Raw genomic sequence first — 25,982 nt, forward strand, 5'->3', positions numbered from 1 at the left:
AACTAAACTCCGAAAGCCTTCGCGTATCGCACGCGACCACCGGCTTTCAGCGCATCGGGCCGAAGCTCTAGCGCCATAAAGGCCGGACCCGAGAACGGAGCTTGCAGTGATTCCGCCGCCGCCGCCGAGAAGCCGAAGCGTGGATAATAGTCCGGATGGCCCAAAACAATGATCGCCGACAGGCCAAGATCAGCGCAGGCGGCGTTGCCGGCTTCGATCAGCGCCTTGCCTAGCCCGGCTCGTTGGAAGGCCGGAAGGACGGAAACCGGCGCCAACGCCGCCGCTGATAAAATCTCGCCGTCGCGTTCGATTTTGAGCGGCGAGTAGAGGATATGGCCCTGCAACGCGATGTCCGTCGCCGAAACGAGTTCTACCAGCGCCTCGCCATCGGCGCGCAGCTGATCGACCAGATTCGCTTCATCGTCCTGATTGAACGCATGACGGATGATCTGGCGGATCGCGGGGTAGTCGCGTTCGGTGGCAGAGCGGATCACGTGGCGCCCCAAGTGAGTGTTTTCACGCGTAGCCAGTCGGACTTCACCAATTGGTCCACCACGGGTTTGCTGCGAAGCTTTTGCGCGATGCGCAAGACCTCGGTCTTCGACAGATACTTGGTGACTTCGCTGACGATCCATTCATCCGGCCACCCGGCCCATTCGCCTGCCACGACCGTTAGATTGGTGAAAAATACAGGGCCAACCTCCTCTCGAAGTATCTTTTCGACTTCGTCCGCGTCGAAACCAGATTCCTTTAGCGTCTTTGAAAGTCGCGCATCGAAAAGGCTGACATCCGTATCGAGAAAAACATCAGACAGCCCGATCCAAACCGGTTTTCGACGTGTGATCTCGGCCTCGGTGAAAGGTGTTTTCATCCCGGCGTCCACAACACATCGTTGATGTGCCGCGCGCCCGTTGCCAGCATCACTAGGCGATCGAAGCCCAGCGCAACACCGCTCGCGGGCGGCATGTGCGCAAGTGCTGCCAGAAAATCCTCGTCGATCGGCCAACGCGCGCCGTAGCGCTTCTGCTTTTCGTCCATCGCTTCAATCAGGCGTTTGCGTTGTTCGACTGGATCGGTGAGTTCGCCGAAACCGTTGGCAAGCTCCACACCACACGCATAAAGCTCAAACCGCTCAGCCACGCTCGCATCGCGCGGTGAACGGCGAGCCAGTGCGGCCTCGCGGATCGGATACTCCGTCAGCAACGTAAGTGCGCCGTCGCCGAGTTGCGGCTCGATGTGTTGCACAAGCGCGGCCGAGAACGCATCGCCATTATCCGGCATCGGCACCGGCGAGAGTTGTTCGAACGCGTCATGCACCGTCAGCCGCTCCGCCGCCGTGAACGGATCGCAGCTGCGCTTGGCCCAGTCGAAGACCGACGCGCCTGCCGCCTTCGCCGCCACGCGCACGACCTCCACGCAATCGTCCATGATCGCCTCGTACGGCGCGCCCGCGCGATACCATTCGATCATTGTGAACTCAGGCGCGTGCAGCGGCCCGGTCTCACCGCGCCGCCAGGTCTTGCCCAGAAAGAAGATGTTCTTCTCGCCGGCCGCCAGGAGCTTCTTCATCGCGAATTCGGGGGAGGTGTGGAGGTATCGGCCGTCCACCTCGAACGCATCGATATGCGTCTCCGCGCCGGGCGACAGCGTCAGCATCGTCGGCTCCACCTCCACGAAGCCCTGCGCCCAGAACCATTCCCGCACAGCGCGCAGGATCGCCGCCCGCTTATGCAGGAAGCCCTGGCGGTCCTGATGCCGAGCCCGGTCCCAGAAGGGGGAAGGTATGGTCATTTCTGAGTTTTACTCGCGAAATCGAGGTTTACGGGCGCCTGCCCCGGCTTGGCCAGGGCGGCAAACCCAGCTAGAGAGGCGGCCAATTCCGGTCCTTTTGACATGAGAGAGCGCCCCGGGCGACCCGGCGGCAAGTGAGGTTTACGTGGTTAAGGTCATCGCCAGCGACGTCCGCAAAGGCAACGTGCTCGAGCACGAAGACGGCAAGCTCTATGTCGTCATGAGCCACGAAACCTTCCGTCCAGGCAAGGGCACGCCCACGACCACGATCGTCATGCGTCGCATCATCGACGGCGTGAAGACGACGGCCGTCTATAAAACGACGGACGGCCTGGAGAAGGCCTTCGTCGAGCAGGTCAAGCACACGTACCTCTATGACGACGGCGACGCTGGTCTCGTGTTCATGAATCCGTCGAACTACGACCAGGTGCACCTCTCGCGGGACATGGTGGGCGATTCCATCGCGTACCTGCAGCCGGAAATGGTGGTCGATCTGACCATGTACGAAGGCCAAGCGCTGTCGATCGAATTGCCGCCGCGCATCGTGGCCACAATCGAAACCACCGAACCGGTGGTGAAAGGCCAAACGGCGTCGTCGTCGTACAAGCCGGCCATGCTCGATATCGGCGTCAAGACCATGGTGCCGCCGCACATCGACGCCGGCACGCGTGTCGTCATTTCGACTGAAGACGGCTCGTACGTCGAGCGCGCGAAGGATTGATCGCGCTCCGCCTTTGGGCCGGAGCGGCTGGAGGCGGATGATGAGTTTCAGCGTTGAGCGTTTGCAAAGTGGCGAAATCGCGCGGTTTCGCGCGATGAACGCGCTGTTCGCAGCCGTGTTCGAAGACCCGGACAGCTATGCCACCGCGCCGCCGAGCGATGCTTATGTCGAAGCGCTGCTGCGCAACGACACCGTGTTCCCACTTGTCGCGATCGAGCAGGGCGAGATCGTCGGCGCGCTGGTGGCGTATGAACTGGTAAAGTTCGAACAGGCGCGCAGCGAGATCTATATCTACGACCTCGCCGTCGCCGAAACGCATCGCCGCCGTGGGGTCGCTACCGCGTTGATCAAACGCCTGCGCGAAATTGCGGCCGAGCGCGGCGCCTGGGTGCTCTACGTCCAGGCCGATTATGGCGATGAGCCCGCGATCGCGCTCTACACCAAACTCGGCCGCCGCGAAGACGTGATGCACTTCGACATCGATCCGGCTAAATAGGCGCCGTCAGCTCTACGAGAAACACAAATGGCTTGGTTTCGCCTGTTCGCTTGCGGTGAGGATTTTCCGGTCATCCTCGACAACAATGTCGAGATCGTCGGTTTCTACACGACGCGCTATGTCGAAGCACCGACGCAAGGCGAAGCCGAAGCGTTGTGCTCCGAGCTTCTGTTCGAAGATGAAGATCTGCAACCGCCGCCCGGCGATTGGAGCGATCTGCAACCGCGTATCGTGTTCGAAGAGGTCGAACAGGTCGCGGAGCCCATCGACATCGACGACAATTTCTCGTTCTTCCCGATGAGCGATGAAGACGAGGAGGACTATTGATGGCGAAGAAGGCGACCATCTATCACAACCCGAAATGCTCCACCTCGCGCCAGGTGCTTGCGATGATCGAAGCCGCTGGCTACAAGCCAGAAGTCGTCGAATACCTGAACGCTGGCTGGACCAAGAAGCAGCTCAAAGAGCTCTTCGCCGCCGCTGGTCTCACTGCCCGCCAAGCGCTCCGGACCAAAGCCGCCGAAGCGGAGGAGCTTGGTTTGCTCGACCCGAAAGTGAGCGACGCTAGGCTGATCAATGCGATGGTCGAGCATCCCATTCTCGTGGAACGCCCATTCGTCGTCACGGCGAAGGGCACGTTGCTCGCACGCCCAAAAGAACGCGTGCAAGAAATCCTCTAACCTTCGGACCGCCGGCTTCCAGCCGGCATCTTCCTCCTGTAAGCCAATCACGTCGGTTCCCTTTCCGGGGGATCAAAAGGGAACGCGGTGCAAATCCGCGGCTGCGCCCGCAGCTGTAAGCGGCGAGTTCGAGGCCAATCCACTGCGCAAGCGGGAAGGGGCCAAAGAACAACGACCCGCGAAGCCAGAAGACCTGCCGACGCGAAACTCTTGGTCCGGGATGGGGCCGAAGGAGGTTGTGTGCGTTGGGTTCTCTGCGCGTTAGCGCTTGTCTGTGCGTCGCCCGCGTGGGCTGAGCCGCAGCGTATCGTGTCGCTCGATTATTGCGCCGACCAATTCGTGCTCGCACTCGCGGATCGCGATCAGATCACAGCGCTCTCTCGCGGCTCGCAGCGCGACGATTCCTATTTTCGCGCTCGCGCGCAGGGTATTCGCCAAACTCGCGGCACCCTTGAAGAAGTGCTCGCGCTGCGGCCCGATCTCGTGGTGCGCAATTGGGGCGGGCCGTGGGACGCCGAGCAGGTCTATGCGCGCTTCGGCATTCCGGTTCTTCAGGTCGGCGACACGCCAACATTCGCGCAAGCGCGCGAAGACGTCGTCGATGCGGCGCGCACTCTTGGCCATGCCGAACGCGGTCAAGCCATCGCGCGCGATCTCGATATTCGTCTTGCGCGCTTACGCGCCAACGCGCCGCGCGAACGTCAGGCGGTGATGTATCTCTCGTCCTACGGCGGCGTGCCTGGATCGGGCGTTTTGATGGATGATGTCATCACACAGGCCGGCGGTCGTAACGTGCGAACCGATGCGAGTTGGACCGTGCTGCCGCTCGAAAGCATGATCACGGCGCCACCAGCTCTGATTGCACTCGGCTTCTTCGACACCGGCCGCAGCGCCGTAAACGCCTGGTCGCCAGCGCGCCACCCAGCTGTTCAGCGCGCGCTGGCTGACGCGCGTACAATTGATCTGCCCGCGGCATCGATCTCATGCGAGGCTTGGTACGCGATCGATGCGGCTGAGGCGATTGCAGCTGCGTTGCGTGCGCCATGAGTGCTTCTCTACGTACCAATCTCGCGCTGATGGCACTCAGCCTCGCCGCATTTTTTGCAGCGCTTTGGCTCGGGCCGACGCCGCTCGCCAATCCGTTCGCTTCCGATGAGGCGACGCGGACCATCGTCTGGGACATCCGCCTCCCGCGCGCGATGACCGCTTGGTTCGTCGGCGCAGCGCTCGGTCTTGCCGGCGCAGCGCTTCAAGGTTTGCTTCGCAACCCGCTCGCGGATGCCGGTGTGCTCGGCCTTTCCGGCTTCGCAGCTCTGGGCGCTGTTATTGCGTTTGCGTTTGGCTTTGCCAATTTTGCGCCGGTGCTTGCCGTGCTGTTCGCACTCGGCGCGTCGCTCATCGTCGTCGCGCTCGGTTGGGCCGCGCGTGGGCCGGCGAGTTTGGCGTTGATTGGCGTGGGCCTTTCCAGCTTCGCCGGCGGCCTTATCGCACTGGCCTTGAATCTCGCACCAAATCCCGGCGCGCTCGCTGATCTCGTGAATTGGACTCTCGGCTCCGTCGAGGCGCGCTCCTATGAGCACGTCGCGCTCGTGAGCTTTCTTACTATCGTAGGCGCCGGTCTCATTTTCGCCGCGGCGCGTGGCCTTCAAGCGCTGACGCTCGGCGAAGAATCCGCCGCCGCGATCGGCGCCAATATCATGCGCACGCGCACGCTCGTCGTACTTGGCGCTGCCGCGTGCACCGGTGGCGCGACCGCGGTCGCCGGCATTATCGGTTTCGTCGGCATTGCCGCACCGCACTTTGTACGGGCCGTCGCGGGGCACGATCCGGCGCGCTTGTTGTTGCCTAGCGCGCTGGCCGGCGGCGCGATGTTGGTTTGCGCCGACATCGCAGTGCGTTTGTCGCCGACCGACACTGAACTCAAACTCGGCGTCGCAGCAGCCCTCATCGGTGGGCCGGTGTTTGCGCTGATCGCCGCGCGGCTCGCGTCACGAGGAGGCGATATATGAGCGCGCTGCTCGAACTCGACAAGGTCAGCGTGAAACTTCGCGCGACGCATGCACTGAAGGGCGTATCGCTCAACGTGCGTCCAGGTGAAGTCATCGCGCTGCTCGGGCCGAATGGCGCCGGCAAGACGACACTCATGCGTTCGGCGCTTGGCCTCGTGCCCGCTGAAGGCGTGCGATCTCTTGGCGGCGGTGATCCGACAAGGCTCACGAACCGCGAACGTGCACTCCAGGTCGCCTATCTCCCGCAACGCCCGCAATCGATCTGGCCGATCAGTGTCGAGGCGCTTGTAGCACTCGGCCGCTTCGCGCATGGCGCTGCGCCGGATCGTTTGAGCGCAAACGATCAAGCCGCCGTCGATGCAGCGATCGAAGCATGCGGACTGCAAGCTCTACGCAAGCGCGGCATGGATGAAATCTCCGGCGGCGAGAAGGCGCGAGCGCATCTGGCGCGTGCTTTGGCGCAACATGCGCCGCTGTTGTTGTTGGACGAACCAACGGCAGGGCTCGATCCGGCGCAAGCTCTCGCCGTGGCCGACATTCTGCGCACGCATGCGAAGACCGACGGCGCTGTTGTGTTTTCGACACATGACATCGCACTTGCGGCCAGCGCCGCGCATCGCGTTGTGCTGATGCACGAGGGTCGCATGTTGGCAGAAGGCGAGCCGGAAAAGGCGCTAACGCGCGATGCGTTGGAAGTCGCGTATGGCCGGCCGGGAAAATTGGAACGGATTGGCGATACGTTCGCCGCTGTGTTTCGCTAAAGCTTGAACGCGCCGGCCTGAATCTGGTCGTACAGCTCTGGCGTCACGCGCACGTATTCGTGCCGCTCAGGGTGGTCGAACCAGATTTCATGCTCGCATTTGTGCGGATCGAAGCCGTCGCGCACGAGATCCACCTTGCGATACTTGAACGTCCCCGTCGTTTCGATCGCAGGCTGAATGCGAATGAAGATCGGCCGCGCATAGGCTGGCAATTCGCGCGCGAGGAATCCGCGTAAGCCGCCTAGCTCAAAACCTTCGCCCGGCGTGATCGCGGCCATGCCGGCGCGACCGTCGAGTTTACCGACGCCGACACCATAGACGTTCACTTCATCGACGCCGCGATACCGCGCGATCACTTGCGCGACTTCAGTGGTCGAGACGTTTTCGCCCTTCCAACGGAACGTGTCGCCGATGCGATCGACGAAATAGAAATAGCCGTCCTTGTCTTGGCGCATGAGGTCACCGGTGCGGAACCACGCATCGCCTTTCTCGATCACGTCACGCAGGATCTTTTTCTCGGACGCGGCTTTGTCCGCGTAGCCGGTATAATTGTGGCGCGCGTCGTTCTTGATGAGGCCAACAGCCTCGCCTGGTTCGCCCAAATCGGCGAGCACGCACATGCCGTTTTCGTCGCGGACCGGCATCTCGGCTTCGACGTCGAATTTCACCAAGCGCACGGCGAAATTGCGCTGCAGATAGGGCGGCACACGCCCAATTGCGCCGGCGTGACCGTCGAAATTGAACATCGACACGTTGCCTTCGGTCGAGCCGTAGAACTCCAGAATGCGCGGTACGTTGAAGCGCTGCTGAAACTCTGCCCAAACCTCAGGGCGCAAGCCATTGCCGAAACCCAAGCGCAGACGATGCGCGCGCTCTTTCGGATGCTCTTCAGCGTTGACGAGGTAACGGCAGAGTTCGCCGATGTAGACGAACATCGTACAATTGTTGTCGGCGACGTCGTCCCAGAAATGCGTTGTCGAGAACTTGCGGCGCAGCACGACCGTGCCGCCTTTCAGCAAAGCCGCGCCAACACCGCAGAGACCGCCCGTCGCGTGATAGAGCGGGAGAACGCAATAGATGTTGTCGGCGGCATGGGCGTTGGTCGCGGCCGCAAAGCTGCGCATGTAGAGTTGCGCCCGCATGTGTGTGATCTTCGCGGCCTTCGGCATGCCGGTGGTGCCCGACGTGAAGATGTAAAGCGCTACGTCGTTCGCGGTGAGACCAAGACGGTGCGAAGCGAGTGGGCGCTCGGGTGCGAGGCGCGGTTCTTTGAGATCGAGCGCGCGGCGGCCGTCTTCGAGCGGGCCGGTCGCGTCGATGGACCAATAGGTCAGCGGACGCGCGAGTACGGCGCGCATCGTATCGATCGCCTCCAGGCTCTCGGTGTCGGTGATCACGTGATCGGCGTTCGAAATCGAGAGGCAGTGGGCGAGCGCGGCGCCCGTCAAGTTGTTGTTGATCAGCGCAGTGGCGACGCCGATTTTGGCGAGGCCCATCCAGGCCGGGATGTATTCAGCTCGGTTCGGCAACAAGAGCGCGACGGTGTCGCCGTGCTTCAGACCCAGGCCATCGCCCCATGCGGCGAAGCGATTGGCGAGCGCATCGAGCTGGCGGTACGTGTAGCGTTCGCCCTCGAAAACCATCGCGGTGTGGTCGGCGAATTCATCGACCGCGCGTTCGAAATCGTCGCAGACGAGCACTTTCGAGTCAGGCTTGATCTCGCGCACGGACCAAAGCGTGCGCGACACGCCCTGCAAGAACCGCCATTCGCGCCTGATCACACCCGTCAAACTCATCCATCGCCTCCGCTGCGATAGATAATAGTGTTCGCGCCCTTAAGAAACCTCATGCCGCTCAAATGCCGCACGCACGGCGTCGAGCAGCGCGTGTTCGTCAAACGGCTTGCGCAGCAGCCCTGGGCGCGCGGCGGATTTTTCCAGCGCTTCCGCATCAGCCCAGCCGGATATGATGAGCAAGCGCATGTCCGGCTGTTTGGAGCTACTGCGCTCGGCCAACTCCAAGCCTGTCATCGCTGGCATCGAATAATCGGTGACCAGCAAATCGATCTGTTCGCTCTCCACGATGCGCAACGCTGCACCAGGATCGGCCGCTTCACGCACCGAGAAGCCAGCGTCGCGGAGCGCATGCGACACGAACTCCAACACACCGGCCTCGTCGTCCACGACCAAGACCTTCTGCCCGTTGCCGCGTGGGGTGGGCGCCGCGGGCGCTTCGCTGGCGGCGCTTGTTTCGCGCGGCGCTTCGATTTGCGGCAGCAGCAGGCGGATCGTGGTGCCGCGCTCCGGTGCGCTGTCGATCTCGACATCGCCGCCGGATTGGCGCGCGGCGCCGAACACTTGCGCGAGGCCGAGGCCGGTGCCCTTGCCAGCGGGCTTTGTCGTGAAGAACGGTTCCATCGCGCGCTCGACCACGTCCGGCGACATGCCAAGGCCTGTGTCTGTGACGGAGAGCTCGATGAAGTCGTCACGCGTAACCGACGGACGTGTTGAAATTATGATGCGCCCGCCATCGGGCATCGCGTCGCGTGCATTGATGACCATGTTGAGGATGGCGAGCTCGAGCTGGTTTGCATCAGACCGCACCCAGCGCGCATCGGCCGCGAGATCGAACGCGATCGTTACGTCCGCGCCGACGGAACGGCGGAGCAATTCTTCCATGCCCGGCGCCAATTGGTGGAGATCGATCGACACAAGCTCCATGCGTTTGCCCCGCGAGAAGGCGAGCAATTGCTTGGTGAGCTTATCGCCGCGTTTGGCCGCGTCGAGCATGTGTTCGGCGATTTCGCGTTGCTTGGGATCCTCGATGCGCTTCAGCAGCATGTTGAGGCCGCCGATGATGACGGTGAGCAGATTGTTGAAATCGTGCGCGACGCCGCCGGTGAGTTGACCGATGGCCTCGAGCTTCTGCGTTTGCGCCATACGTTGTTCGGCCAGGCGACGTTGCGCGATATCGCGGAGCGCCCAGGCGATGACGCCGCCGGCGAGGATCAGGGCGAGCACGATGCCGGCGATGATCGCGGCGTTCGAATAGGCGCGTGGGCGTTCGATCAGGGCGGATGCGATCGCGACGTGGGTTGACCAGCCGGTGAGGGGCGAGACGACGAAGGCGCTGTGATTGCGGAAGCCTTCGTAGGTGACGCCCTCGTAGATACCGGAGGGTTCGCCGCTGGCCACGGCGTTGCGGACAAATTCAGTGGCCGGCGTTGCGACGCGTTCGTCTTGCTGTTGGCTGCGGGCGATGAAATCGCCGTCGCGGTCGACCATGGCGGCGATCGAGTTTTCCGGCAAATGCCGCATCAACAGATCCCGCATCGTCTCCGGCGCGATCGCGACGATGAGTTCGTAGCGGCCATCGGCGCCGATGGGCTGGTACAGATAGAGGCACGGGCAGCCGCGACCTTCGCGGACGATGGTCTCCTGTTCGACGAGTGCGGCGTCGAGCGGAGCGCCGTCGCTGGAATACGGCCGCCATAGGCTGAGCACGTCTTCGTTGGTGCTGCGATCGGCGATGATCACGTTGCGCCAATGTGGGTTGAGCGAAGCGACTTCGCGCACGCGCGCATAGGCCAGCGGCCAATTGTGCGCTTCGAGCATCTCGGCCGTGGCCAAGACGCGCATCACGGCGACATCGGATTGCACCTGCGCATCGGCCAGCGCCATGATGCGTTCGGCGCGTCCGAGTGCAAAGTTTTCGACGTCCTGCCGCTCGCGATCGAGCGTGAGCACGATCTGCAGCACGACGAGCAGAACGATCGGCAACGCCAAGGCGGCCGCGATCAACGCGTTCGAACGTAAACTTTGAAAAAATTGCAAAAAATCCGACCTCGCGGCCGGACTTTAGGGGGCGCGTCGCCGCGCGGCAATTCGGGAACTTAGGCGATTGCGCCCTGGAGCGCCGCGAACGCGGGCAGGATCGCTAAAAACAATGTGATCAAATAGGCTTGGCCGCTCATGTATCCCTCCGTCTGATGACGCGCAGGGGTGTACGCATCGCTGTTTGCAGCGATGTTGCGGGCGCGTTTCGCACTTGGGGCGATTTCGAGGCGATCAGCTTGAATCGGGGCGCGCTAATTCGCAGCATCGTCCTCAGGAAACGCGCCGGCGAATTCCATGAAATAGCGACCGGGCGGATTGATCGCGCGAATGAAGGAATGGGCGCGCTCTTCGGCGATCTCTTTCGACGGGAAGACGTCTGGCCCGCCATGCACGCCGGGAAAAATTGTGCCGAGTCGGTAGAGGCTGAGCACGTGATAGACGCGATAAAAATTGCGCCAGCGTCGGGCCGGCGGCGCGTGTGTTGTCGGTGCGGGTTTGGCATCCAGCATGAAAGATAGGTCGGGGGGGGGGCGCATAGAGTCAAGATTCCCTCCTCGCGAAAGCGGGGAGGGTTAGGGAGGGGATGGCGCGGTGGATGCGGCTGTGCGCGATCTTTGATGATCGCGCTGTCCCCACCCCTGCCCCTCCCCGCTGCGCGAGGAGGGGTGAGCTAGCGGCGCGTGTCGCGCGTATCAGGCTCATATTGGGGAGCATGATGATGCGGGCAGCGGGATTGATTTTGGCGTTGGCTTTGGGCGCATGCGCGGCGCAGGCGCAGACGCCGCCGCGATTGGACGGCGATTGGGTCGTCGATCTCTCGACCGAGCCAGGCACGCCCTACACGCGGCCGATGCAGCTTGCGCTTCATGCCGATGGCACGGTGACGGGTTCGTTCTATGAAAGCGAAATTCAAGCTGGCCGCTGGCGCACCGATCGCGGCCGCACGTGCGTGAGCTTCCGCACGACAGACGGCGTCGGTCCGTATCACTCAGCCGCGTGTCTCGTCGGCGATCATGTCGAAGGACAGACCTGGGCCGAGCACCGGAATTTTCTGTTCAATTGGAATGCGGTGCGCTGAGTGCGCGATTCCCTCCTCGCGAAAGCGGGGAGGGTTAGGGAGGGGATTGCGCGGTGGATGCGTTTGCGCGCGATCTTTGGTGACGGAGCTGTCCCCACTCCTGCCCCTCCCCACTGCGTGAGGAGGGGTGAGTTAGCGGCAACCCTCTAACGCCTGCGCGATTTCGGCGCTCCACGGATACACGTGAACTTCCCCGGCGACGTCGATGCCGATATTGGCTTGCGGCGCGGTGAGCAGCGTGGCGATGTCGCGCGCTTGGTCGCCCGCGAGTTCGGCGGTGACGCTGGGCAGGCCTTCGTTGAAGCTTTGCGCCGGCAGCGCGCGGTTGGCGTCGAGCGTGATGAGATTGAGCGTGGTCGCTTGATCGGGCGCGAGCTCGTGCGCGCTGGTGAGCGTGACGGCGCCGCTGCCGTGATTGCAGATGAGCACGAGCTGATACTCGCTCTCCGGCGCGCCAAAGCCCGCCGCGTGCGTGGCGCCGTCCGCCTGAAACGACCACGTACCGGTTTGCGGCGCGATGGAGAGGAGCGCGTAATTGGGGGCGGGCGCGTTTGCGTCGGCGATTTCCGCTGATGGTGTTTCGGCTGGCGCTGGCGCTTCGGGCGCGCAGGCGGCGAGCAGGATCGCGGTTGCGAGAATGAGCGCGGCGCGCATGGTTTGCCCCTTATGCTTCGTTTGCATCGTCGCCAACGCGCTCGGCGATGTCCATTGAATCGTGGAGCACGCGGAGAATGGTGAGTGTCATGTCATCATAGGTGAAGACGATGATGTGGCGCGCGTGCTTGGGCGCTGCGCCGTGTGTTCGGGCGTGGCGGAGGTGGAAGAGCGAAAAGTCTGATCCAAGCTCTTCGAGTTGCCTAACCCCGGCGCGCGCGGGATCGGCGCGTAGCAGCTGGAAGGCGCGACGGATAAGCGCTTCGTAGGCGCGCGCGGCGCGTGTGCCGAATTTGCGACGCGAATACTGCAACGTCTGCCGCTGCTCAGAGAGCGCGCGCGGCTTGACGATCAGTTTTCTCATTCAGCGGGCGTGCGCGCCGCTGCGGCGGCTTCTTCCGCCGAAACCTCAGCGTCAATCTCGTCCATCATCTGGTCGAAGAAGGCGTCGACATCGTCGATCTCAATACCAGGCCCGGAATCGATGCCTTCTTGGATCGCGACCTTCAGCGCGGCGAGCTTGAAGGCGCGCTCCTCTTGCTGCGCGTAGAGCAGGCGCAGGCCGGCGCGCATCACCTCGGACGCGTTCTGATACTGGCCCGTCTTGATCTGGGCGGTGACGAACTCGTCCAGCTCGTCCGTGAGGTTGATATTGCGCGTGGCCATGAGGGGAGGATGGGGCAGTTGGCAAAGATTGGCAAGGGCTCAACCCGCCCCTTTTGCTCCCAATTCAACGACGTCCCAAAACCGATGGGCATGTGCCAATGAACTGTCCCAACGCGCCTGCAGCGGTTCGGACAGACAATGAAACGCGGCCGAGGCGGAGGCTTCCAGTTCGTTCGTGATCCGCAAAAAATCTCTGGTCTCGCCAAAGGTGGCCTGCTGAATATTTGCGTAATCCAGAGCGTGCGAGAGTAATGCATCACGAACTGGCCGCAGCTTTTGGCGCAGATCAAAGAGTGTTGAGTTTGTGGGTGGTCCTTGCTTCCAACGGGCCGGAACGCATTCCCTAATATGGGCTATTGACCTCTGGACGAGCGCCACGTTTTCACGCTCAAGAAATTGAGGGGTACGAGCGTCGTCTTCCAATGCGGCGACGACGGTTGAATCTTCAATGAGCGGCACGAGTGCACAGAAAGTTTGACGATCAGCTTTATCGCCAGCGTCGTCTGAAATTCTGAAAAGGGAAGCGAGGGTATCCCTCACTAAAGATCGAAGCACGACATTGGTGGTCGTCCCTAGGCCCAGCCGATCCAAAGAACGACGCAACTCTTCGCGATGTTTTTCATCGCGGCCATTGAATGCCTCAACCAAAGTCCAAGATCGGGTGGCGGCCTTCGCCTCGTCACGCAGCCTTTCGGCGATGGCTTTCCCTTTTGCTACTCGCTCACTCATCAGTGCAGTATTACAATCAGATGATGGCCTAGCCAGCCGCGCTTTCACCTTACCGACCTTGCCGGCGAGAAATGGGTGGGAGCACGGTGCTCCAATCTGTAAATGCCTGCGCCGTCTCTTATCCCAACCCTCTCCCGCACTGCGGGAGAGGGGGCGATCGCGCTAGTCGATCGCTTCGCGCTTTTCGCCCGTCGGATGCACGTAAATCTCGCTCCCAACCTCTTTGAACTTCGCGCTCATCTCTTCCATGCCGCGTTCGGCTTCTTCTTTTTTCGCGGCGTAATCACGGACGTCCTGCGTGATCTTCATCGAGCAAAACTTAGGCCCACACATGGAGCAGAAGTGCGCGGTTTTGTGCGCGTCTTTGGGCAGGGTTTCGTCGTGATATTGGCGGGCGGTGTCGGGGTCTAGGCTGAGATTGAATTGGTCTTCCCAGCGGAATTCGAAGCGCGCGCGGGAGAGCGCGTCGTCGCGGGTGCGCGCGTAGGGATGGCCTTTGGCGAGGTCGGCGGCGTGCGCGGCGAGCTTGTAGGTGATGACGCCGACTTTGACGTCGTCGCGATCGGGCAAGCCAAGATGCTCCTTCGGCGTGACGTAGCAGAGCATCGCCGTGCCGAACCAGCCGATCATGGCCGCGCCGATCGCAGACGTGATGTGGTCGTAGCCGGGCGCGATGTCGGTGGTCAGGGGCCCGAGCGTGTAGAAGGGCGCCTCGCCGCAGACTTCGAGCTGCTTGTCCATGTTCTCTTTGATCTTGTGCATCGGCACGTGGCCGGGGCCTTCGATCATGGTTTGCACGCCGTGCGCCCAGGCGATCTTGGTGAGTTCGCCGAGGGTTTCGAGTTCGGCAAATTGGGCTGCGTCGTTGGCGTCGGCGATGGAGCCGGGGCGCAGGCCGTCGCCGAGTGAGAAGCTCACGTCGTAGGCGCGCATGATTTCGCAGATCTCGGCGAAGTGCGTGTAGAGGAAGCTCTCTTTGTGATGGCTGAGGCACCACTTGGCCATGATCGAGCCGCCGCGCGAGACGATGCCGGTGACGCGCTTGGCGGTGAGATGGATGAAGGGCAGGCGCACGCCGGCGTGGACGGTGAAATAGTCGACGCCTTGTTCGGCCTGCTCGATGAGCGTGTCGCGATAGATTTCCCAGCTGAGGTCTTCGGCGACGCCGCCGACTTTTTCGAGCGCTTGATAGAGCGGCACGGTGCCGATTGGGACGGGCGAATTGCGGACGATCCAGTCGCGGATGTTGTGGATGTTGCGCCCGGTGGAGAGGTCCATCACCGTGTCGGCGCCGTGGCGGATGGCCCAGACGAGCTTGTCGACTTCTTCCGCCATCGATGAGGTGACGGCGGAATTGCCGATATTGGCGTTGATCTTCACGAGGAAGTTGCGGCCGATGATCATCGGCTCGAGTTCGGAATGATTGATGTTGGCCGGGATGATAGCGCGGCCGCGCGCGATTTCTTGGCGCACGAATTCCGGTGTGACGAAATCGGGGATGGAGGCGCCGAAATCCTCACCGTCGCGAATGAAGGGCTGCGTCGCTTCGCGGCGCATGTTTTCGCGGATGGCGACGAATTCCATCTCCGGCGTGATGATTCCGCGGCGCGCGTATTCAAGCTGCGTGACGGCTTGGCCCGCCTTCGCGCGCAGCACGCGGGGCTGCTTCGGGAACGGCGGCGTGAGCTTTTCCGTTGAGACGTTGCCGTTGTCCTCCGGCTTCACTTCGCGACCGTCGATCTCCTCGACATCGCCGCGCGCTTTCACCCATGCCGCGCGGGTGCGGGCGAGGCCTGCATTGATGTCGATGATCGCGTCGGGATCAGTATAGGGGCCGCTGGGATCGTAGATGGTGACGGGCGGTTCGTTCGCCGTCGGATGCACCGCGACTTCGCGGAACGGCACGCGCAGATCAGGATGCGCGCAGCCGGCCGCATACACTTTGCGCGAGCCGATGAGCGGGCCGGTCGTCACTTGTGGTGCGAACGCGGCTTGGTTTTCGGGCTTATTCATAAAGCGCTCCTCCCTCCGCCGGTGCTAACCGGTTCAGGTTCGACGGGTCAGAGCGGAATTGCTCAATCTCAGCCGCTGGTCGCATTCAGGCGGAGTGGAAACCGGCCCGCCCGGAATGCGACCCACTTCAAAGTGAGCGCGCGCTCGGACGGAAAACCGGGTCCACTTTTCCTGAGCGCGCGCTGCGCGGCCCCCCGGGATATGTGCGCGTGGTGTAAGCCGCCGGCGCGCGCTTTGCAAATCAACGCGGCGGCGGTTCCTTCAGTTCGATCCAGAGCGCTTCGGCGCGGGCGAGCACGGCGGCGTTGGCATCGTAGAGCGCGCTGGCGGCTTTGTATTTGCGGCCGTCGCTGGAGAGGGGCCAGGCGGCGACGATGAGTTCTTCGCCGATGCGCGGCAGGGGCGCGTCGATGCTGACGCTGAAGCGCGCGAGCACGGCGACGACTTCGCCGGCGCCCGGCAAGGCCCAATAGCCTGGGCAATCGAGTGCGGCGTGGATGAATTCAGGCGCGACGCAGCCGTCCGTGCCGGCGAGATCGGCGGCCGGACTCCAGGTGCAGGCGACCATGTCGCGATCGCGGAGCTTGCCGGTGAAAATGTCGAGGCCGTCGTGCTTGGCGCGCGAGGCGCCGCAGACGAAGCAGGTCGGAAAGGCGTGATGCAGGCCGGCGTAGCGTTTGGCTGCGTCGCGCGCGTCGGCGAGGCTGGGCGCGGGGGCCGCTTCGAGATCGAGCGTGGTGGGCTTGGCTTCGCCGATCAGTGTGTCGCCGTCATGCATGAGAACGCGGGCGCCGTCGCGGCTGAGTGTCAGCGGCGTGTTGAGCGGCGGCGGGACACGGAGCGCGGCTTCGGCGGGGCCGTCGATGTCGCGCGCCAGGAGTCCGCAGACATAGCCGCCATTGCCGGAATTGGGCGGGCCGTTGAAGCGAGCGTCGATGGTCAGAGTGCGCATGAGCGCATTTTGGCGCGGGCCGGCGGCGCGCGCCAGTGACGCAGGGCGTCGCGGCGCCCCTTACGCGCCACAATCTCCGTCATCATCTTGGCCGCGGAGCGCCCCAGATGCCGACACCGGCCGAACTCACCATTCTCGTCCTGCTGGTCGCGTTGGGCGTCGGCCTGTGGACCGTGCTTGATCGGCTGGGCCAAGTGCAGCGCGATCTGGCGGCGCTGAAGCGCGAACGCGAGGACACGCCCCCAGAGGCTTAGTCGCGCTCGCGCGCTGGCCCGTCCGGCGGAATGAGCTTCAGCGTCGGGAACGGGATGACCACGCCGGCCGCGTCGAACGCTGCTTTCACGCGCTTCAGGTATTCGCGTTGCACCGCCCATTGCTTGGCCGGGTGCGTCTTGATGCGCGCTTTGAGAACGACGGCGGAATCGGCGAGCTGATCGACGCCGACCACCTCGATATCGTCGATGATGAGCGAAGCGAAATCGGGATCGGCACGCAACGCGGCGCCGGTTTCCTTCATCACATCGATGGCGCGCGGAATGTCGGCCGAATAGTCGACGGAGAGATTGAACACGGCGAACGAGAAGCTCTTGGTGCGGTTGTGGATGACTTGCGCCTCGCTGTACGGAAAGACGTGCAGCGTGCCGTCGAAATCGCGCAGCTTGATGGTGCGGAGGGACATGTCCTCCACGACGCCGCCGAACTCGCCGATGCCGATGATGTCGCCGATCGAAACAGTATCTTCGACAATCAGAAAGATGCCGGTGAGGAAGTCCTTCACCAAGGTCTGCGCGCCGAAGCCCACGGCAAGGCCGACGATGCCGGCGCCGGCAATGAGCGGGCCGATCTCGACGCCGAATTCCGAGAGCGTCATCATCGCCGCGATCAGCACGAAGAGCGTAGTGATGATGCCGCTCAGCAACGGCGCGAGCGTGCGCACTTGTGCGGCGCGGCGGGCGTTGCGGGCGCGCTTGGCGATACGCGCGAAGATGTTGGCGATGGCGAGGTTGAGCACTTCGATCGCGGCGAAGCTCACGAACAGGATGAGCGCAACGCGCGTGGCGATGCCGAAAACGGCGCCGAGCGGGCCTTCGCGCAGGTCCGCGTAATCGAAGCCCCAGATGCGCAGAATGGCCAGCACCACCGCGACGCCGATGGCAAAGCGGGCGATGCGGATGGTCCAGCGGCCGATCGGCACGCGCTTCTTGTTCGGATCAGCAGCGTGTTCCGGCGCGACGCGTTCGGTGAGCGCTTTCAGCAATGTGCGCAGGCCCCACACGAGCAGCGCGCCGCCGAGGATGGTGAGGAAGGTGAGCCCGGCGCGGATCAGGGCTTGCTCGGGATCGAGCGCGAACAAGCCGCTGAGGAAATCCTGTGCGTGCGCGATGAGAGTGTCGACGGTGGCGGAAGCAGGTGCGGCGGGAGCCGCGGGTTCGGTACTCGGCGGCGTCGTAGGGAGTGTCGGTGCTTGAATCATGTTGGCGCGATATTAGAGCGCGCGCCGCCGATTTCGAGGCTTCATGCGCCAGGTTTTGCAAACGCGAGCGCGATCCAGCCTAAAATGAGCGTGATCCCGCCGACGGGCGCGAGCATGACGAAGCTGCGGCTCTCCGTGATGGCGAGTGCGTAGAGCGTGCCGGAGAAGATCGCAGAGCCGCCAAGGATCATGGCGCCGGCGATAAGATTGAGCCGCGCGGCGCGATTGGCGATGGCGAGGCCGGCAGCGGCGGCGAAGAGCTGGATGAAGGCGCCCAGCTGGATGCGTTCGGCATTCTCCGGCGTCAGCGGCAAGAAATGCGCGACCATGACCAGCATGATCAGCGCGAGCGCGCCGGAAAGTGCGGCGAAGATGTTGAGCAGGCGCATGGGCGGTCCTAAATTGCATGCATTCTCGACATTGCAGGCGCGTGCGTCCAGCCGCGCTGAGGAGCGACATGATGCAGCAGAAACGCGAACTCGGCCGCTCTGGTTTGAAGATCACGCCGCTGATGTTCGGCGGCAACGTGTTGGGCTGGACGGCGGATGAGACGACATCGTTTTCGATCCTCGATGCGTTCGTGGATCAAGGCGGCGATGCGATCGATACGGCGGATGTGTATTCGGCTTGGGTCCCTGGTCACGAGGGCGGCGAGAGCGAGCACCTGCTGGGCGCTTGGTTGAAGCGCAGTGGCAAGCGCGATCGTGTCGTGATCGGCACCAAGGTCGGCATGTGGCCGAAGCAATTGGGCATCTCGCGCAAGAACATCATCGAGGCGTGCGAAGGCTCGTTGAGGCGTTTAGGGATCGAGACGATCGATCTCTATTGGCTGCATCGCGACGACGAGGCGACGTCGGCGGACGAATATGTCGGCGCGCTGGAGGAATTGGTGCGCGCGGGCAAGGTGCGCACCGCGGGTGCGTCGAACTTCAAGCCGGCGCGGTTTGCCGAAGGCTTGGAAGAAGGCGCGCGGCGTGGCGTGCGCTTTGTGGCGCATCAGCCGGAATACAATCTGATGAACCGCGAGATCGAAGCCGAGCTTGTGCCGTTGTGCGTGCGCGAGGGCGTGTCGATCACGCCGTATTACGGGCTGGCGAGCGGGTATCTGACGGGCAAGTATCGTAGCGCTGCGGACAATGCGAAGAGCGCGCGCGCGAGCTCTGGGCGCATGGATAAATATGCGGCTGGCAAAGGCCCGGCGGTGTTGGCGGCGCTCGATGCGGTGAGCGCGAAGCATGGCGCAACGCCGGCGCAAGTTGCGCTTGCTTGGATCATGGCCAAGCCCGCGATCGCCGCGCCGATCGCGTCGGCGACGAGCGTGGCGCAGCTGACGGAGCTGATGGGCGCGTTGCGTCTGAGTTTGAGCGCGGAAGATGTGGCGGCGCTTGACGCGGCGAGTGCATGAGCGCGCACACCTGGATACGCGCCGCCACGTTGGAGGATACGCAATTCTTGCCGGACATCGAGCGCTCGTCCGGCGAGGCGTTTCGCGCTGTGCCGGACTTGGCCTGGATCGCCGATGATGCGGTGATGAGCGCCGAGCAGCACGCGCCGCTGATCGAAGCGGGCGGCGTGTGGGTGGCGGTGAAGGAGGCGCGCATTGTTGGCTTCATCGCGGTGGAGACGCTGCCGGAGGCGATGCATATCTGGCAGATGGCGGTGGAGCGTGGTGAGCAGGGGCACGGGCTTGGTCGCGCCTTGCTGAACACGGTGATTGAGACAGCGTGCTCGCGGCGTACGCCGGCCGTGACGCTGACGACGTTCCGCGACGTCGTGTGGAACGCGCCATTCTATGCGCAATCGGGATTTCGCGTGCTTGAAGACGAAGCGCTGTGCGAACGGCTGCGCGGCATTTTGGCCAACGAGATCGCGCATGGTCTACCGGCCGAACGGCGCTGCGCGATGCGGTTGGAGCTCTAAAGAAAAAGGGCCCCGCTTTCACGAGGCCCTTTGGCTTTTTGCTCAGTGCAAAGCTTAGAAGCTCTGCCCGAAACGCAACCCGATCATCATTGGACGAGCGACGACGTCGTATTGTTCGCCGAAGCAGGTGGTGATGGCGCATTCGGTGTAGCGGCCGGTGATGGCGCGCTCGTCGAACAGATTGTCGATGAAGAGGCTGAGATTGTAATTCTCGGCCTCGAAGCCGACCGACACATCGACCAGCCAATATTCCGGCAGCGTGCCGATGAGGCCCGCTTCGGTTTGGCGGATATCGACGGAGCGTTCGCCCACATAAGACGCGTTGCCCTGCGCGAAGCCCTGCCACGAGAAGAATGGAAACTCGTAGCGCGCGCCGAAATCGAGCTTGAGCTCTGGCGCGACAGGTAGCGCCGTACCCGACACCGTGTCGGCGATATCAGCGCTGGTGAGTTCGCTGTCGAGCCAAGTGGCGGCGGCGTTGATGGTGAGATTGTCCGTCGGCGCCCAGGTGAGATCGGTTTCGACGCCACGGATTTCCGCATCGCCGGCGTTTTGGATCTCGGTCAGACCATTGAGGCCCAGGAACGCGAATTGGAAATCTTCCCAGACTTCGAGGAACGCCGCGCCATTCCAGCGCAAGCGGCCATTGGCCCATTCGGTTTTCCAGCCGATCTCGTAATTGTCGAGGAAATCGGAGGCATAGGGCGGCAGCGTGCCGCGGCGGTTGATGCCGCCAGGACGGAAGCCTTCCGAGTAGGTCGCATAGATCATGCGATCGTCGTCGATCCGATAGGTGAGGTTGGCGCGATAGAGTTCGCCGTCCTCTTCAGTCGACTTATCGAGATTGGTGCAGGGCTCGTTGCCGACGCTGGCGGGGCCGATGCAGGTCTGTTCACCCGGATAATCTGGGGCGAGGCCGTAGAAGGCGGCGAACGTGTCGTTGAAACCGAAATAGCCGCGAAGCGAGTTTTCGGTCTGGAACGCGCGCATGCCGAGCGTGGCTGTGAGGTTCGGCGTGAAGTCGAAGGCGACTTCGCCGAACAGCGCGGTTTCTTCGTCTGTGCGCAATTGCTCGGTGAGCCAGATCGTATCCGGCCAGCCGGTCACCTCGTGCGCATCGTTAAAGTCTTCGATGATGTAACGCTGGTGGATGCGGTGCTCGGAGTGCTGGTAGAAGGCGCCGAGGATGAAGCGCAGCGGATTTTCCGCAGGCGACGCCATGCGCAATTCGTAGGTGTCGCGATTGTAGCTGTCCCGGCCTTCGACTTGTTGCGCGGGATTGATCACGTTGAAGGCGCTGTCCGTGAAGTAGGCGCCGGAGCCCAGATACGTGTCGTAGAAATAGCCGTAATCGGCGTAGTCCTGATTGCTATCGACATCGCGTTCGAGGCGTGAGGCGGCGAAGGTGATGTCGAAATTGCTGATCTGGCCTTCGACCGTCAGCGCGCCCTGGATCCAGGTGTCCTCATTCCATTCCGGGAACCAGTGCATCACTTCGAGATCGCCCTGCGATTGCTGCTCGGCGAAGATGCCGTTGGATTCCTGGGCCTGACCCATGATCTGCGGCGTGATGGTCCAATTCTCGTTGAGGTCGATGCCGAGTGCGACGCGCGCGCCGATCGTGTCGACGTCGTTGTAATCGTCTTCGGCGACGTCAGAGTTTTCGTCGAGCACGCCGGATTCCGGATAGAGGCGCGTGCCTTCGACGTTGTCGATGTAGCCGCCCGCATGCTCCTGCCAGGCGACGATACGCACAGCGGCGCGGTCACCCAGCGGAATGTTCACGTAGCCCGCAACCGATTGGCCCCAATCGCCTTCGGGCATCGTGTTGACTTCGAGGTCATACGAGGCGCTGAAGCCCGACGTATCGGGGCGATTGGTGATGATGCGCACGGTGCCGGCTTGCGAGCTTGCGCCATAGAGCGTGCCTTGCGGCCCGGCGAGCACTTCGACGCGCGAGATATCGTAGAGACGCAGATCGAGATTGCCGACGATTGTGGTGATCGGCTGTTCGTCGAGATAGGTGCCGACGCTCGGCATCGAACCCGAATGGTTGCCGTTTTCGCCGCTGGCGACGCCGCGCATGAACGGGCGATTGTAGCCGGGGCCGTAGCTGGCCGCGTACGAGAGCGTCGGCAGGTGCTGAGCGTAATCGGCGAAATCGGTGATGCCGAGTTGCTCTAAGCGCTCTTCGCCGAGCGCCTGCACGCTGATCGGCACGTCTTGGAGGTTTTCCTCGCGCTTGGTGCCGGTGATGATGATGTCGTCGAGCCCGCCTTCTGAATCCTGCGCGAGCGCGGGCGTGGTGAAGGCGGCGCCGATTGCGGTTGTTGCGAGCAACAACGTGTTGAACGCCATTTTGCGGGAGAGCCCGCGTCTTTTCGTACTCATCTCTTACCCCTCGCTCGACCTAGACTCCTGGACCCCCGTCCAGCACCGGCTTCAGCGCTGCTTTCAGCGGCTCAAGCCAAGTCTCGTAATTGCGCCATTGCTCGACGGCGTCGCCGTAGATGGGTTGGCGCACTTGTTCGGATGACGCCGTGCGGACGGCGCGCGTGTTGGTGTGAAAGGACATGCAGGCCGCCTCGAAGGGTAGGCCGCAATACTCGAGCAGACGCCGGATCTGGGTTTCGGGATCGGCGATCAAGTCTTCGTATTGCACGCGATGGATTCGGCTGGGCAGCGTGGCATCCATATGCGCCATCAGGCGCACATAATCGCAATAATAGCGGCCCAGATCATCGAGATCGTAGCTGAAGGTTTGGCCGCGCGCGAAATGCTGCTTGAAGGCTGAGAAGCAATTGCCGATCGGGTGACGGCGGGCGTCGATGATCTTGGCGTTCGGCAAGATCATATGGATGAAGCCGACGTGCTGAAAATTGTTCGGCATCTTGTCGATGAAGGACGGCCGATCGGTTTTGCGCTGGACACGGGTGCGATCGAGATATTCTTGGCCGAGCGCGTGGAATTGCTCTGGCGTGAAGCTGGCGAGCGCATCGGGGTAGGAAGCGCCGTGCAGATGGCCGCCGCCGATGCGTTTGGCGATGGCGATGATGTCCGGCAATTCCATCGTGCCTTCGACGGCGGAATGGCTGGAGAGAATTTGTTCGATCAAAGTCGAGCCGGCGCGCGGCAGGCCGACGACGAAGATCGGATCGCGGGTGGGATGGCCTTGGCCAGCGTGCGCGGCGAGGCGCTGCGGCGTGAAAAAGGCGATTTGGCGATCGGTGAAAGTCGTCGTGTCGTCAGCGCTGTAGCTGATCGCGTCGCGACGGAGCTTGGCGCCGAGATCGTAATGGCGGAACGAGGCCGCATAATCGGCCGCGTCCTCGCAAGCTTTGCCGAGCGCGTAATGCAGGTGGAAGCGGTCTTCCGACGAGATGTCCTCGCGTTGCAGCTGCGCTTCCATTTGCGCGATCATCGCTTCAGAGAAGCGATAGGTCTTCATGTTGGCGAGGCTCCAATAGGCCTCGCCAAAAGACGGCGCGTGTTCGATGGCGCTTTGGTACGCGTCGATACTGGGTTGGGTGTAGCCGGCGGTCTTGCGGGCGTGGCCCAAGCTCATCCAGCCGCGCGCGTTTGAGCCGTGGCGTTCGAGCACGGCTTCGTAAATCTCGATGGCGCGGTCGTATTCGCCGATGCGGGTGAGCGCGGAAGCTTGCAGGAAGCGATAGCTTGGATTGTCCGGCTCGGCGGCGAGCAGCAGATCGATCTGCGCGAGCGCTTCCGGCGCTTTGGTCTGGCGGTGCAGCACGAGCGCGTAATTGTGGCGCGCGGCAAGGAAGCTGGGCGCAAGCTCAAGTGCGCGGCGGAGCAACTTCTCAGAATCTTCCAGGCGGCCGAGGCGCGCGGCCACCTCCGCCAGCATGCGGATGGCGGCGACATCGGTTGGGTGCGCTTTGAGATGCGTGCGCAAGGTGTGCTCGGCGATCGAAAGCTTGTTCTCGCAAAGCGCGCGCGCGGCTTCCATCAAGCGCGGATCGGTTACGCTGGCGCGGATCGATTGCGCGTAGGCGGCGTCGGCGCCGGTATTGTCGTCGAGGATCGTGAGCTGGTCGCCGAGCGTGCGCCAAGCCGCGCTCAGCTTTGGCTCCAGCGCCGTAGCGTGACGAAGCGCGGCGATTGCGGCGACATGATCGCCCTGCGCGGCGAGCGCCAAGCCCAACGCGAAATGCGCGCGACCGTATCGCGGCGTGACGGCGATGATTTCGCGCGCTTGCTCTGCCGCAAGGTCAGGGCGGGGACGCAGCAAACGCATCGCGTTCGCCAAAGCGGCGTCCGCTGTGCCCAGCTGGTCCCCGGTCATGGCCGACATTCGGCCTCCCTCTTCAAGTGCCATCACAGTCAGCGCTGCGCCGCTGGAACCTGTCAATGTGTCAGCGATGTGAAGCGCCGAAAGTCGACGCTTGTGGCGCCGACGCCCGTTTCGCGAGCAGGCGGCGCCGCATCTGCTAAGGGAAGTGTCGCCGGCATTACGGGGCGGCAATCGACCATTGCTGCGCGTTCGTGTAGGCGGGCGCCATGAGTGAGACTCTGATCGATGGATCAACCGCACGCCCGGCGCCTTACAGCGGCTTGGGCTCGGAAATCGTGCGTTGGCTGTCTTCCGCGTATCTCACGCTCGCCGGTTGGAAGGTGCGCGGCGATTGGCCGGGTGTGGACAAGGCCGTGTTGGTGGCGGCGCCCCATACGTCGAATTGGGACGGGCTCAATATGTTGGCGACGGCCGGCTTCTATCGCGTGAAGCTCGCCTGGATGGGCAAGAAGAGTTTGACGCAAGGCCCATTCGGTTGGGTGTTGAAGGCGATGGGCTGCGTGCCGATCGATCGCTCGCAGAGCAACGATGTCGTCAACGTGATGCGTGAAGCGTTTGCGCGGCGCGCGCGGCTGATCCTGGCGATCCCGCCCGAAGGCACGCGCACTCTGGCGCGCGAATGGAAGAGCGGCTTCTATCACATCGCCCACGGCGCCGGCGTGCCGCTGGTGATCAGCGTGTTGGATTATGGAACGAAGACCGTGAGCTTGGCGGCGGTGATCGAGCCGAGCGGAGACTACGCGGCGGACTTGGCGCTCATCCGCGCGCATTATGTCGGCGTGAAAGGCAAGCATGCGGAGAAATTCGCAGCTTAGTAAAGCGCTGATCCGGGTGCGTAGAATGCCGTGCGCAGCGAATTGCGTTGCTATTGGCGCGCTTTCAGCCTATGCAGGCTCATCGAATTCGTACTTGGTTCGGTTTTTCCTTTGTCTGCGCAGCTCTTTGAGCATAGCGCGGCCCCCGGACCTACCCTTCGCCATTCTCGAGCTTGGTCACGTAGCGCATCTGCGCTGCGCGAATTTTGTTATACGTAAGGTACTCTCATGACTATCGGCACCGTGAAGTGGTTTAATGGCCAAAAGGGCTTTGGTTTCATCCAGCCGGACAATGGCGGCCCGGACGTTTTCGTCCACATTTCAGCCGTCGAACGCGCTGGCTGGTCCTCGCTGACTGAAGGCCAGAAGATTGGCTTCGAAAGCGAAAAAGACAGCCGCAGCGGCAAGATGTCGGCAGGCCAACTCGTGGCCGCCTAAAGCGCTTTGCGCTTTGGCGTGAGCTTTGGCGCATACGTTTTATCTTTTGCGAGGCGGGTCGGCTTGGGCCGGCCCGCCTCGTGTTTTGAATCACATCAGGAGTCGCGATGAACGCCCCGCTTTTTACGATTGGCCAAAGTGTCTCTGTCGCGGTTTCCAAGCGCTATCGCTTTCCCGAGGGCGCCTATCACATCGTCGCCGCCATGCCGAACGGCGATGGCCCGACGCTCTACCGGATCAAAGGCGATCTGGAAAAATTTGAGCGCGTGATCGACGAAATGCATCTCGCGGCGGCTTGAGGGCTCAAGCGCCGGTCTCGTCGACGACGATGGGCACGGGTTTTCCGCGGGACATGGGATCCCAACCGGCAGCGATGGCGGAAAGGATGGCGCGCGTCACGAGTGACGTCGGAATCTGCGACGGCTTCAAAGGCGGTGCGCCGAATTTCGGCGGGGGCCCGGCCGGAAATTCTATGATGGCTTCGCGCTGCCCTTCCTTGTGACGCACGGCGATCGCCTTGCCGTGGCATTGCGTGGGATTGTTGGACCATTGCGGCGTGCGCTGTAGGCGCCAGATATAGAACTCGCCCTCGACCTTGATCTCAAATTCAGTGGGGTTCTTCGCGCGCGCCATG

31 protein-coding genes and 1 riboswitch are annotated in these 25,982 nt (G+C 62.7%); of the genes, 14 read left to right on the forward strand and 17 right to left on the reverse strand.

The window, feature by feature from the left end:
• Positions 1 to 2: 2 nt before the first annotated feature.
• From EPJ54_RS16725 to epmA, 3 genes are read right to left on the reverse strand one after another with little or no spacing between them, the layout of a single operon-like run.
• The gene (locus EPJ54_RS16725) at positions 3 to 494 is read right to left on the reverse strand and encodes a GNAT family N-acetyltransferase (RefSeq protein WP_239590988.1); all 492 of its coding nucleotides are present in this window, start codon (positions 492 to 494) and stop codon (positions 3 to 5) included.
• Positions 491 to 871, reverse strand: a complete 381-nt coding sequence (locus tag EPJ54_RS20145) for a DUF7079 family protein (RefSeq protein ID WP_239590989.1) — start codon at positions 869 to 871, stop codon at positions 491 to 493. The genes EPJ54_RS16725 and EPJ54_RS20145 overlap by 4 nt, the downstream gene beginning before the upstream one ends.
• Entirely contained in the window at positions 868 to 1,791 is a 924-nt protein-coding gene (gene epmA / locus EPJ54_RS16730; protein ID WP_135212899.1) for an EF-P lysine aminoacylase EpmA, read from the reverse strand. The genes EPJ54_RS20145 and epmA overlap by 4 nt, the downstream gene beginning before the upstream one ends.
• 145 nt (positions 1,792 to 1,936) lie before the next feature.
• On the opposite strand from epmA, the gene efp reads away from it, so the two are divergent.
• The 7 genes from efp (at position 1,937) to EPJ54_RS16765 (ending at position 6,458) form a co-directional block, all read left to right on the forward strand.
• Complete coding sequence (gene efp / locus EPJ54_RS16735) at positions 1,937 to 2,512, forward strand: elongation factor P (protein ID WP_135212900.1); 576 nt, start codon at positions 1,937 to 1,939, stop codon at positions 2,510 to 2,512.
• A gap of 37 nt (positions 2,513 to 2,549) precedes the next feature.
• A complete protein-coding gene (locus tag EPJ54_RS16740) occupies positions 2,550 to 3,008 on the forward strand; it encodes an AAC(3)-I family aminoglycoside N-acetyltransferase (RefSeq protein ID WP_420823046.1) in 459 nt (152 codons plus the stop codon).
• Between the two features lie 27 nt (positions 3,009 to 3,035).
• Positions 3,036 to 3,335: a hypothetical protein gene (locus EPJ54_RS16745; RefSeq protein ID WP_135212901.1), complete on the forward strand. Its 300-nt coding sequence runs from the start codon at positions 3,036 to 3,038 to the stop codon at positions 3,333 to 3,335.
• Positions 3,335 to 3,688, forward strand: a complete 354-nt coding sequence (gene arsC, locus EPJ54_RS16750) for an arsenate reductase (glutaredoxin) (RefSeq protein ID WP_135212902.1) — start codon at positions 3,335 to 3,337, stop codon at positions 3,686 to 3,688. Before EPJ54_RS16745 ends, arsC begins: the two co-directional genes overlap by 1 nt.
• 36 nt (positions 3,689 to 3,724) lie before the next feature.
• Positions 3,725 to 3,903: riboswitch (cobalamin riboswitch) on the forward strand.
• A 25-nt stretch (positions 3,904 to 3,928) separates the two neighbouring features.
• Entirely contained in the window at positions 3,929 to 4,735 is an 807-nt protein-coding gene (locus EPJ54_RS16755) for an ABC transporter substrate-binding protein (protein WP_167755798.1), read from the forward strand.
• Positions 4,732 to 5,697 carry a FecCD family ABC transporter permease gene (locus tag EPJ54_RS16760; protein ID WP_135212904.1) on the forward strand — a complete coding sequence of 322 codons (966 nt, stop codon included), beginning with the start codon at positions 4,732 to 4,734 and terminating at the stop codon, positions 5,695 to 5,697. The genes EPJ54_RS16755 and EPJ54_RS16760 overlap by 4 nt, the downstream gene beginning before the upstream one ends.
• Positions 5,694 to 6,458, forward strand: coding sequence for an ABC transporter ATP-binding protein (locus tag EPJ54_RS16765; RefSeq protein WP_135212905.1), 765 nt, complete (start codon positions 5,694 to 5,696; stop codon positions 6,456 to 6,458). The genes EPJ54_RS16760 and EPJ54_RS16765 overlap by 4 nt, the downstream gene beginning before the upstream one ends.
• Here the strand turns inward: EPJ54_RS16765 and EPJ54_RS16770 are convergent.
• The 3 genes from EPJ54_RS16770 to EPJ54_RS16780 form a co-directional block, all read right to left on the reverse strand.
• Positions 6,455 to 8,254 (reverse strand): long-chain-acyl-CoA synthetase, encoded by a 1,800-nt coding sequence (locus EPJ54_RS16770; protein WP_135212906.1) that lies wholly within the window; start codon positions 8,252 to 8,254, stop codon positions 6,455 to 6,457. The genes EPJ54_RS16765 and EPJ54_RS16770 overlap by 4 nt on opposite strands.
• Positions 8,255 to 8,293: 39 nt before the next feature.
• A complete protein-coding gene (locus tag EPJ54_RS16775) occupies positions 8,294 to 10,243 on the reverse strand; it encodes an ATP-binding protein (RefSeq protein WP_135212907.1) in 1,950 nt (649 codons plus the stop codon).
• Positions 10,244 to 10,545: 302 nt separating this feature from the next.
• Positions 10,546 to 10,830 (reverse strand): hypothetical protein, encoded by a 285-nt coding sequence (locus EPJ54_RS16780; RefSeq protein ID WP_167755799.1) that lies wholly within the window; start codon positions 10,828 to 10,830, stop codon positions 10,546 to 10,548.
• Between the two features lie 176 nt (positions 10,831 to 11,006).
• Here EPJ54_RS16780 and EPJ54_RS16785 point away from each other — a divergent pair, with 176 nt between their 5' ends.
• Positions 11,007 to 11,372 carry a hypothetical protein gene (locus EPJ54_RS16785; protein ID WP_239590990.1) on the forward strand — a complete coding sequence of 122 codons (366 nt, stop codon included), beginning with the start codon at positions 11,007 to 11,009 and terminating at the stop codon, positions 11,370 to 11,372.
• A gap of 132 nt (positions 11,373 to 11,504) precedes the next feature.
• On the opposite strand, the gene EPJ54_RS16790 is transcribed toward EPJ54_RS16785, so the two are convergent.
• From EPJ54_RS16790 to EPJ54_RS16815, 6 genes are all read right to left on the reverse strand, one after another.
• Entirely contained in the window at positions 11,505 to 12,026 is a 522-nt protein-coding gene (locus EPJ54_RS16790; protein ID WP_135212909.1) for a hypothetical protein, read from the reverse strand.
• A 10-nt stretch (positions 12,027 to 12,036) separates the two neighbouring features.
• On the reverse strand, positions 12,037 to 12,390 hold the full coding sequence (locus EPJ54_RS16795; RefSeq protein WP_135212910.1) for a type II toxin-antitoxin system RelE/ParE family toxin: 354 nt from the start codon (positions 12,388 to 12,390) through the stop codon (positions 12,037 to 12,039).
• A complete protein-coding gene (locus tag EPJ54_RS16800) occupies positions 12,387 to 12,692 on the reverse strand; it encodes a type II toxin-antitoxin system ParD family antitoxin (RefSeq protein ID WP_135212911.1) in 306 nt (101 codons plus the stop codon). The genes EPJ54_RS16795 and EPJ54_RS16800 overlap by 4 nt, the downstream gene beginning before the upstream one ends.
• Before the next feature lie 39 nt (positions 12,693 to 12,731).
• Positions 12,732 to 13,421 carry a hypothetical protein gene (locus EPJ54_RS16805; protein WP_135212912.1) on the reverse strand — a complete coding sequence of 230 codons (690 nt, stop codon included), beginning with the start codon at positions 13,419 to 13,421 and terminating at the stop codon, positions 12,732 to 12,734.
• A gap of 162 nt (positions 13,422 to 13,583) precedes the next feature.
• On the reverse strand, positions 13,584 to 15,434 hold the full coding sequence (thiC, locus tag EPJ54_RS16810; protein ID WP_135212913.1) for a phosphomethylpyrimidine synthase ThiC: 1,851 nt from the start codon (positions 15,432 to 15,434) through the stop codon (positions 13,584 to 13,586).
• Between the two features lie 241 nt (positions 15,435 to 15,675).
• Complete coding sequence (locus tag EPJ54_RS16815) at positions 15,676 to 16,386, reverse strand: hypothetical protein (protein ID WP_135212914.1); 711 nt, start codon at positions 16,384 to 16,386, stop codon at positions 15,676 to 15,678.
• 107 nt (positions 16,387 to 16,493) lie between these two features.
• On the opposite strand from EPJ54_RS16815, the gene EPJ54_RS19930 reads away from it, so the two are divergent.
• Complete coding sequence (locus EPJ54_RS19930) at positions 16,494 to 16,640, forward strand: hypothetical protein (RefSeq protein WP_167755800.1); 147 nt, start codon at positions 16,494 to 16,496, stop codon at positions 16,638 to 16,640.
• On the opposite strand, the gene EPJ54_RS16820 is transcribed toward EPJ54_RS19930, so the two are convergent.
• Together EPJ54_RS16820 and EPJ54_RS16825 are read right to left on the reverse strand one after the other, a co-directional pair.
• Positions 16,637 to 17,860: a mechanosensitive ion channel family protein gene (locus tag EPJ54_RS16820; protein WP_135212915.1), complete on the reverse strand. Its 1,224-nt coding sequence runs from the start codon at positions 17,858 to 17,860 to the stop codon at positions 16,637 to 16,639. The two genes, EPJ54_RS19930 and EPJ54_RS16820, sit on opposite strands and share 4 nt — an antisense overlap.
• A 41-nt stretch (positions 17,861 to 17,901) precedes the next feature.
• Positions 17,902 to 18,249 carry a DUF423 domain-containing protein gene (locus EPJ54_RS16825; RefSeq protein WP_135212916.1) on the reverse strand — a complete coding sequence of 116 codons (348 nt, stop codon included), beginning with the start codon at positions 18,247 to 18,249 and terminating at the stop codon, positions 17,902 to 17,904.
• Between the two features lie 68 nt (positions 18,250 to 18,317).
• Here EPJ54_RS16825 and EPJ54_RS16830 point away from each other — a divergent pair, with 68 nt between their 5' ends.
• Together EPJ54_RS16830 and EPJ54_RS16835 are read left to right on the forward strand one after the other, a co-directional pair.
• Positions 18,318 to 19,265: an aldo/keto reductase gene (locus tag EPJ54_RS16830; RefSeq protein ID WP_239590991.1), complete on the forward strand. Its 948-nt coding sequence runs from the start codon at positions 18,318 to 18,320 to the stop codon at positions 19,263 to 19,265.
• Entirely contained in the window at positions 19,262 to 19,780 is a 519-nt protein-coding gene (locus EPJ54_RS16835; protein ID WP_135212917.1) for a GNAT family N-acetyltransferase, read from the forward strand. The genes EPJ54_RS16830 and EPJ54_RS16835 overlap by 4 nt, the downstream gene beginning before the upstream one ends.
• A 54-nt stretch (positions 19,781 to 19,834) precedes the next feature.
• Here EPJ54_RS16835 and EPJ54_RS16840 read toward each other — a convergent pair whose 3' ends face one another.
• Positions 19,835 to 22,171, reverse strand: a complete 2,337-nt coding sequence (locus EPJ54_RS16840; protein ID WP_135212918.1) for a TonB-dependent receptor — start codon at positions 22,169 to 22,171, stop codon at positions 19,835 to 19,837.
• Positions 22,172 to 22,190: 19 nt separating this feature from the next.
• Positions 22,191 to 24,095 carry a tetratricopeptide repeat-containing sulfotransferase family protein gene (locus EPJ54_RS16845; RefSeq protein WP_135212919.1) on the reverse strand — a complete coding sequence of 635 codons (1,905 nt, stop codon included), beginning with the start codon at positions 24,093 to 24,095 and terminating at the stop codon, positions 22,191 to 22,193.
• 206 nt (positions 24,096 to 24,301) lie between these two features.
• On the opposite strand from EPJ54_RS16845, the gene EPJ54_RS16850 reads away from it, so the two are divergent.
• The 3 genes from EPJ54_RS16850 to EPJ54_RS16860 all read left to right on the forward strand — a co-directional run bounded on the left by EPJ54_RS16850 (position 24,302) and on the right by EPJ54_RS16860 (position 25,647).
• Positions 24,302 to 24,910: a 1-acyl-sn-glycerol-3-phosphate acyltransferase gene (locus EPJ54_RS16850; protein WP_135212920.1), complete on the forward strand. Its 609-nt coding sequence runs from the start codon at positions 24,302 to 24,304 to the stop codon at positions 24,908 to 24,910.
• A gap of 228 nt (positions 24,911 to 25,138) precedes the next feature.
• Positions 25,139 to 25,348: a cold-shock protein gene (locus EPJ54_RS16855; RefSeq protein ID WP_135212921.1), complete on the forward strand. Its 210-nt coding sequence runs from the start codon at positions 25,139 to 25,141 to the stop codon at positions 25,346 to 25,348.
• 107 nt (positions 25,349 to 25,455) lie between these two features.
• Positions 25,456 to 25,647 (forward strand): hypothetical protein, encoded by a 192-nt coding sequence (locus EPJ54_RS16860; protein ID WP_135212922.1) that lies wholly within the window; start codon positions 25,456 to 25,458, stop codon positions 25,645 to 25,647.
• Between the two features lie 4 nt (positions 25,648 to 25,651).
• Here EPJ54_RS16860 and EPJ54_RS16865 read toward each other — a convergent pair whose 3' ends face one another.
• Entirely contained in the window at positions 25,652 to 25,981 is a 330-nt protein-coding gene (locus tag EPJ54_RS16865) for a hypothetical protein (RefSeq protein WP_135212923.1), read from the reverse strand.
• Position 25,982 lies beyond the last annotated feature (1 nt).

Origin of the sequence: Vitreimonas flagellata (assembly GCF_004634425.1) — a bacterium.
Classification (GTDB): Bacteria; Pseudomonadota; Alphaproteobacteria; order Caulobacterales; family Aquidulcibacteraceae; genus Vitreimonas; species Vitreimonas flagellata.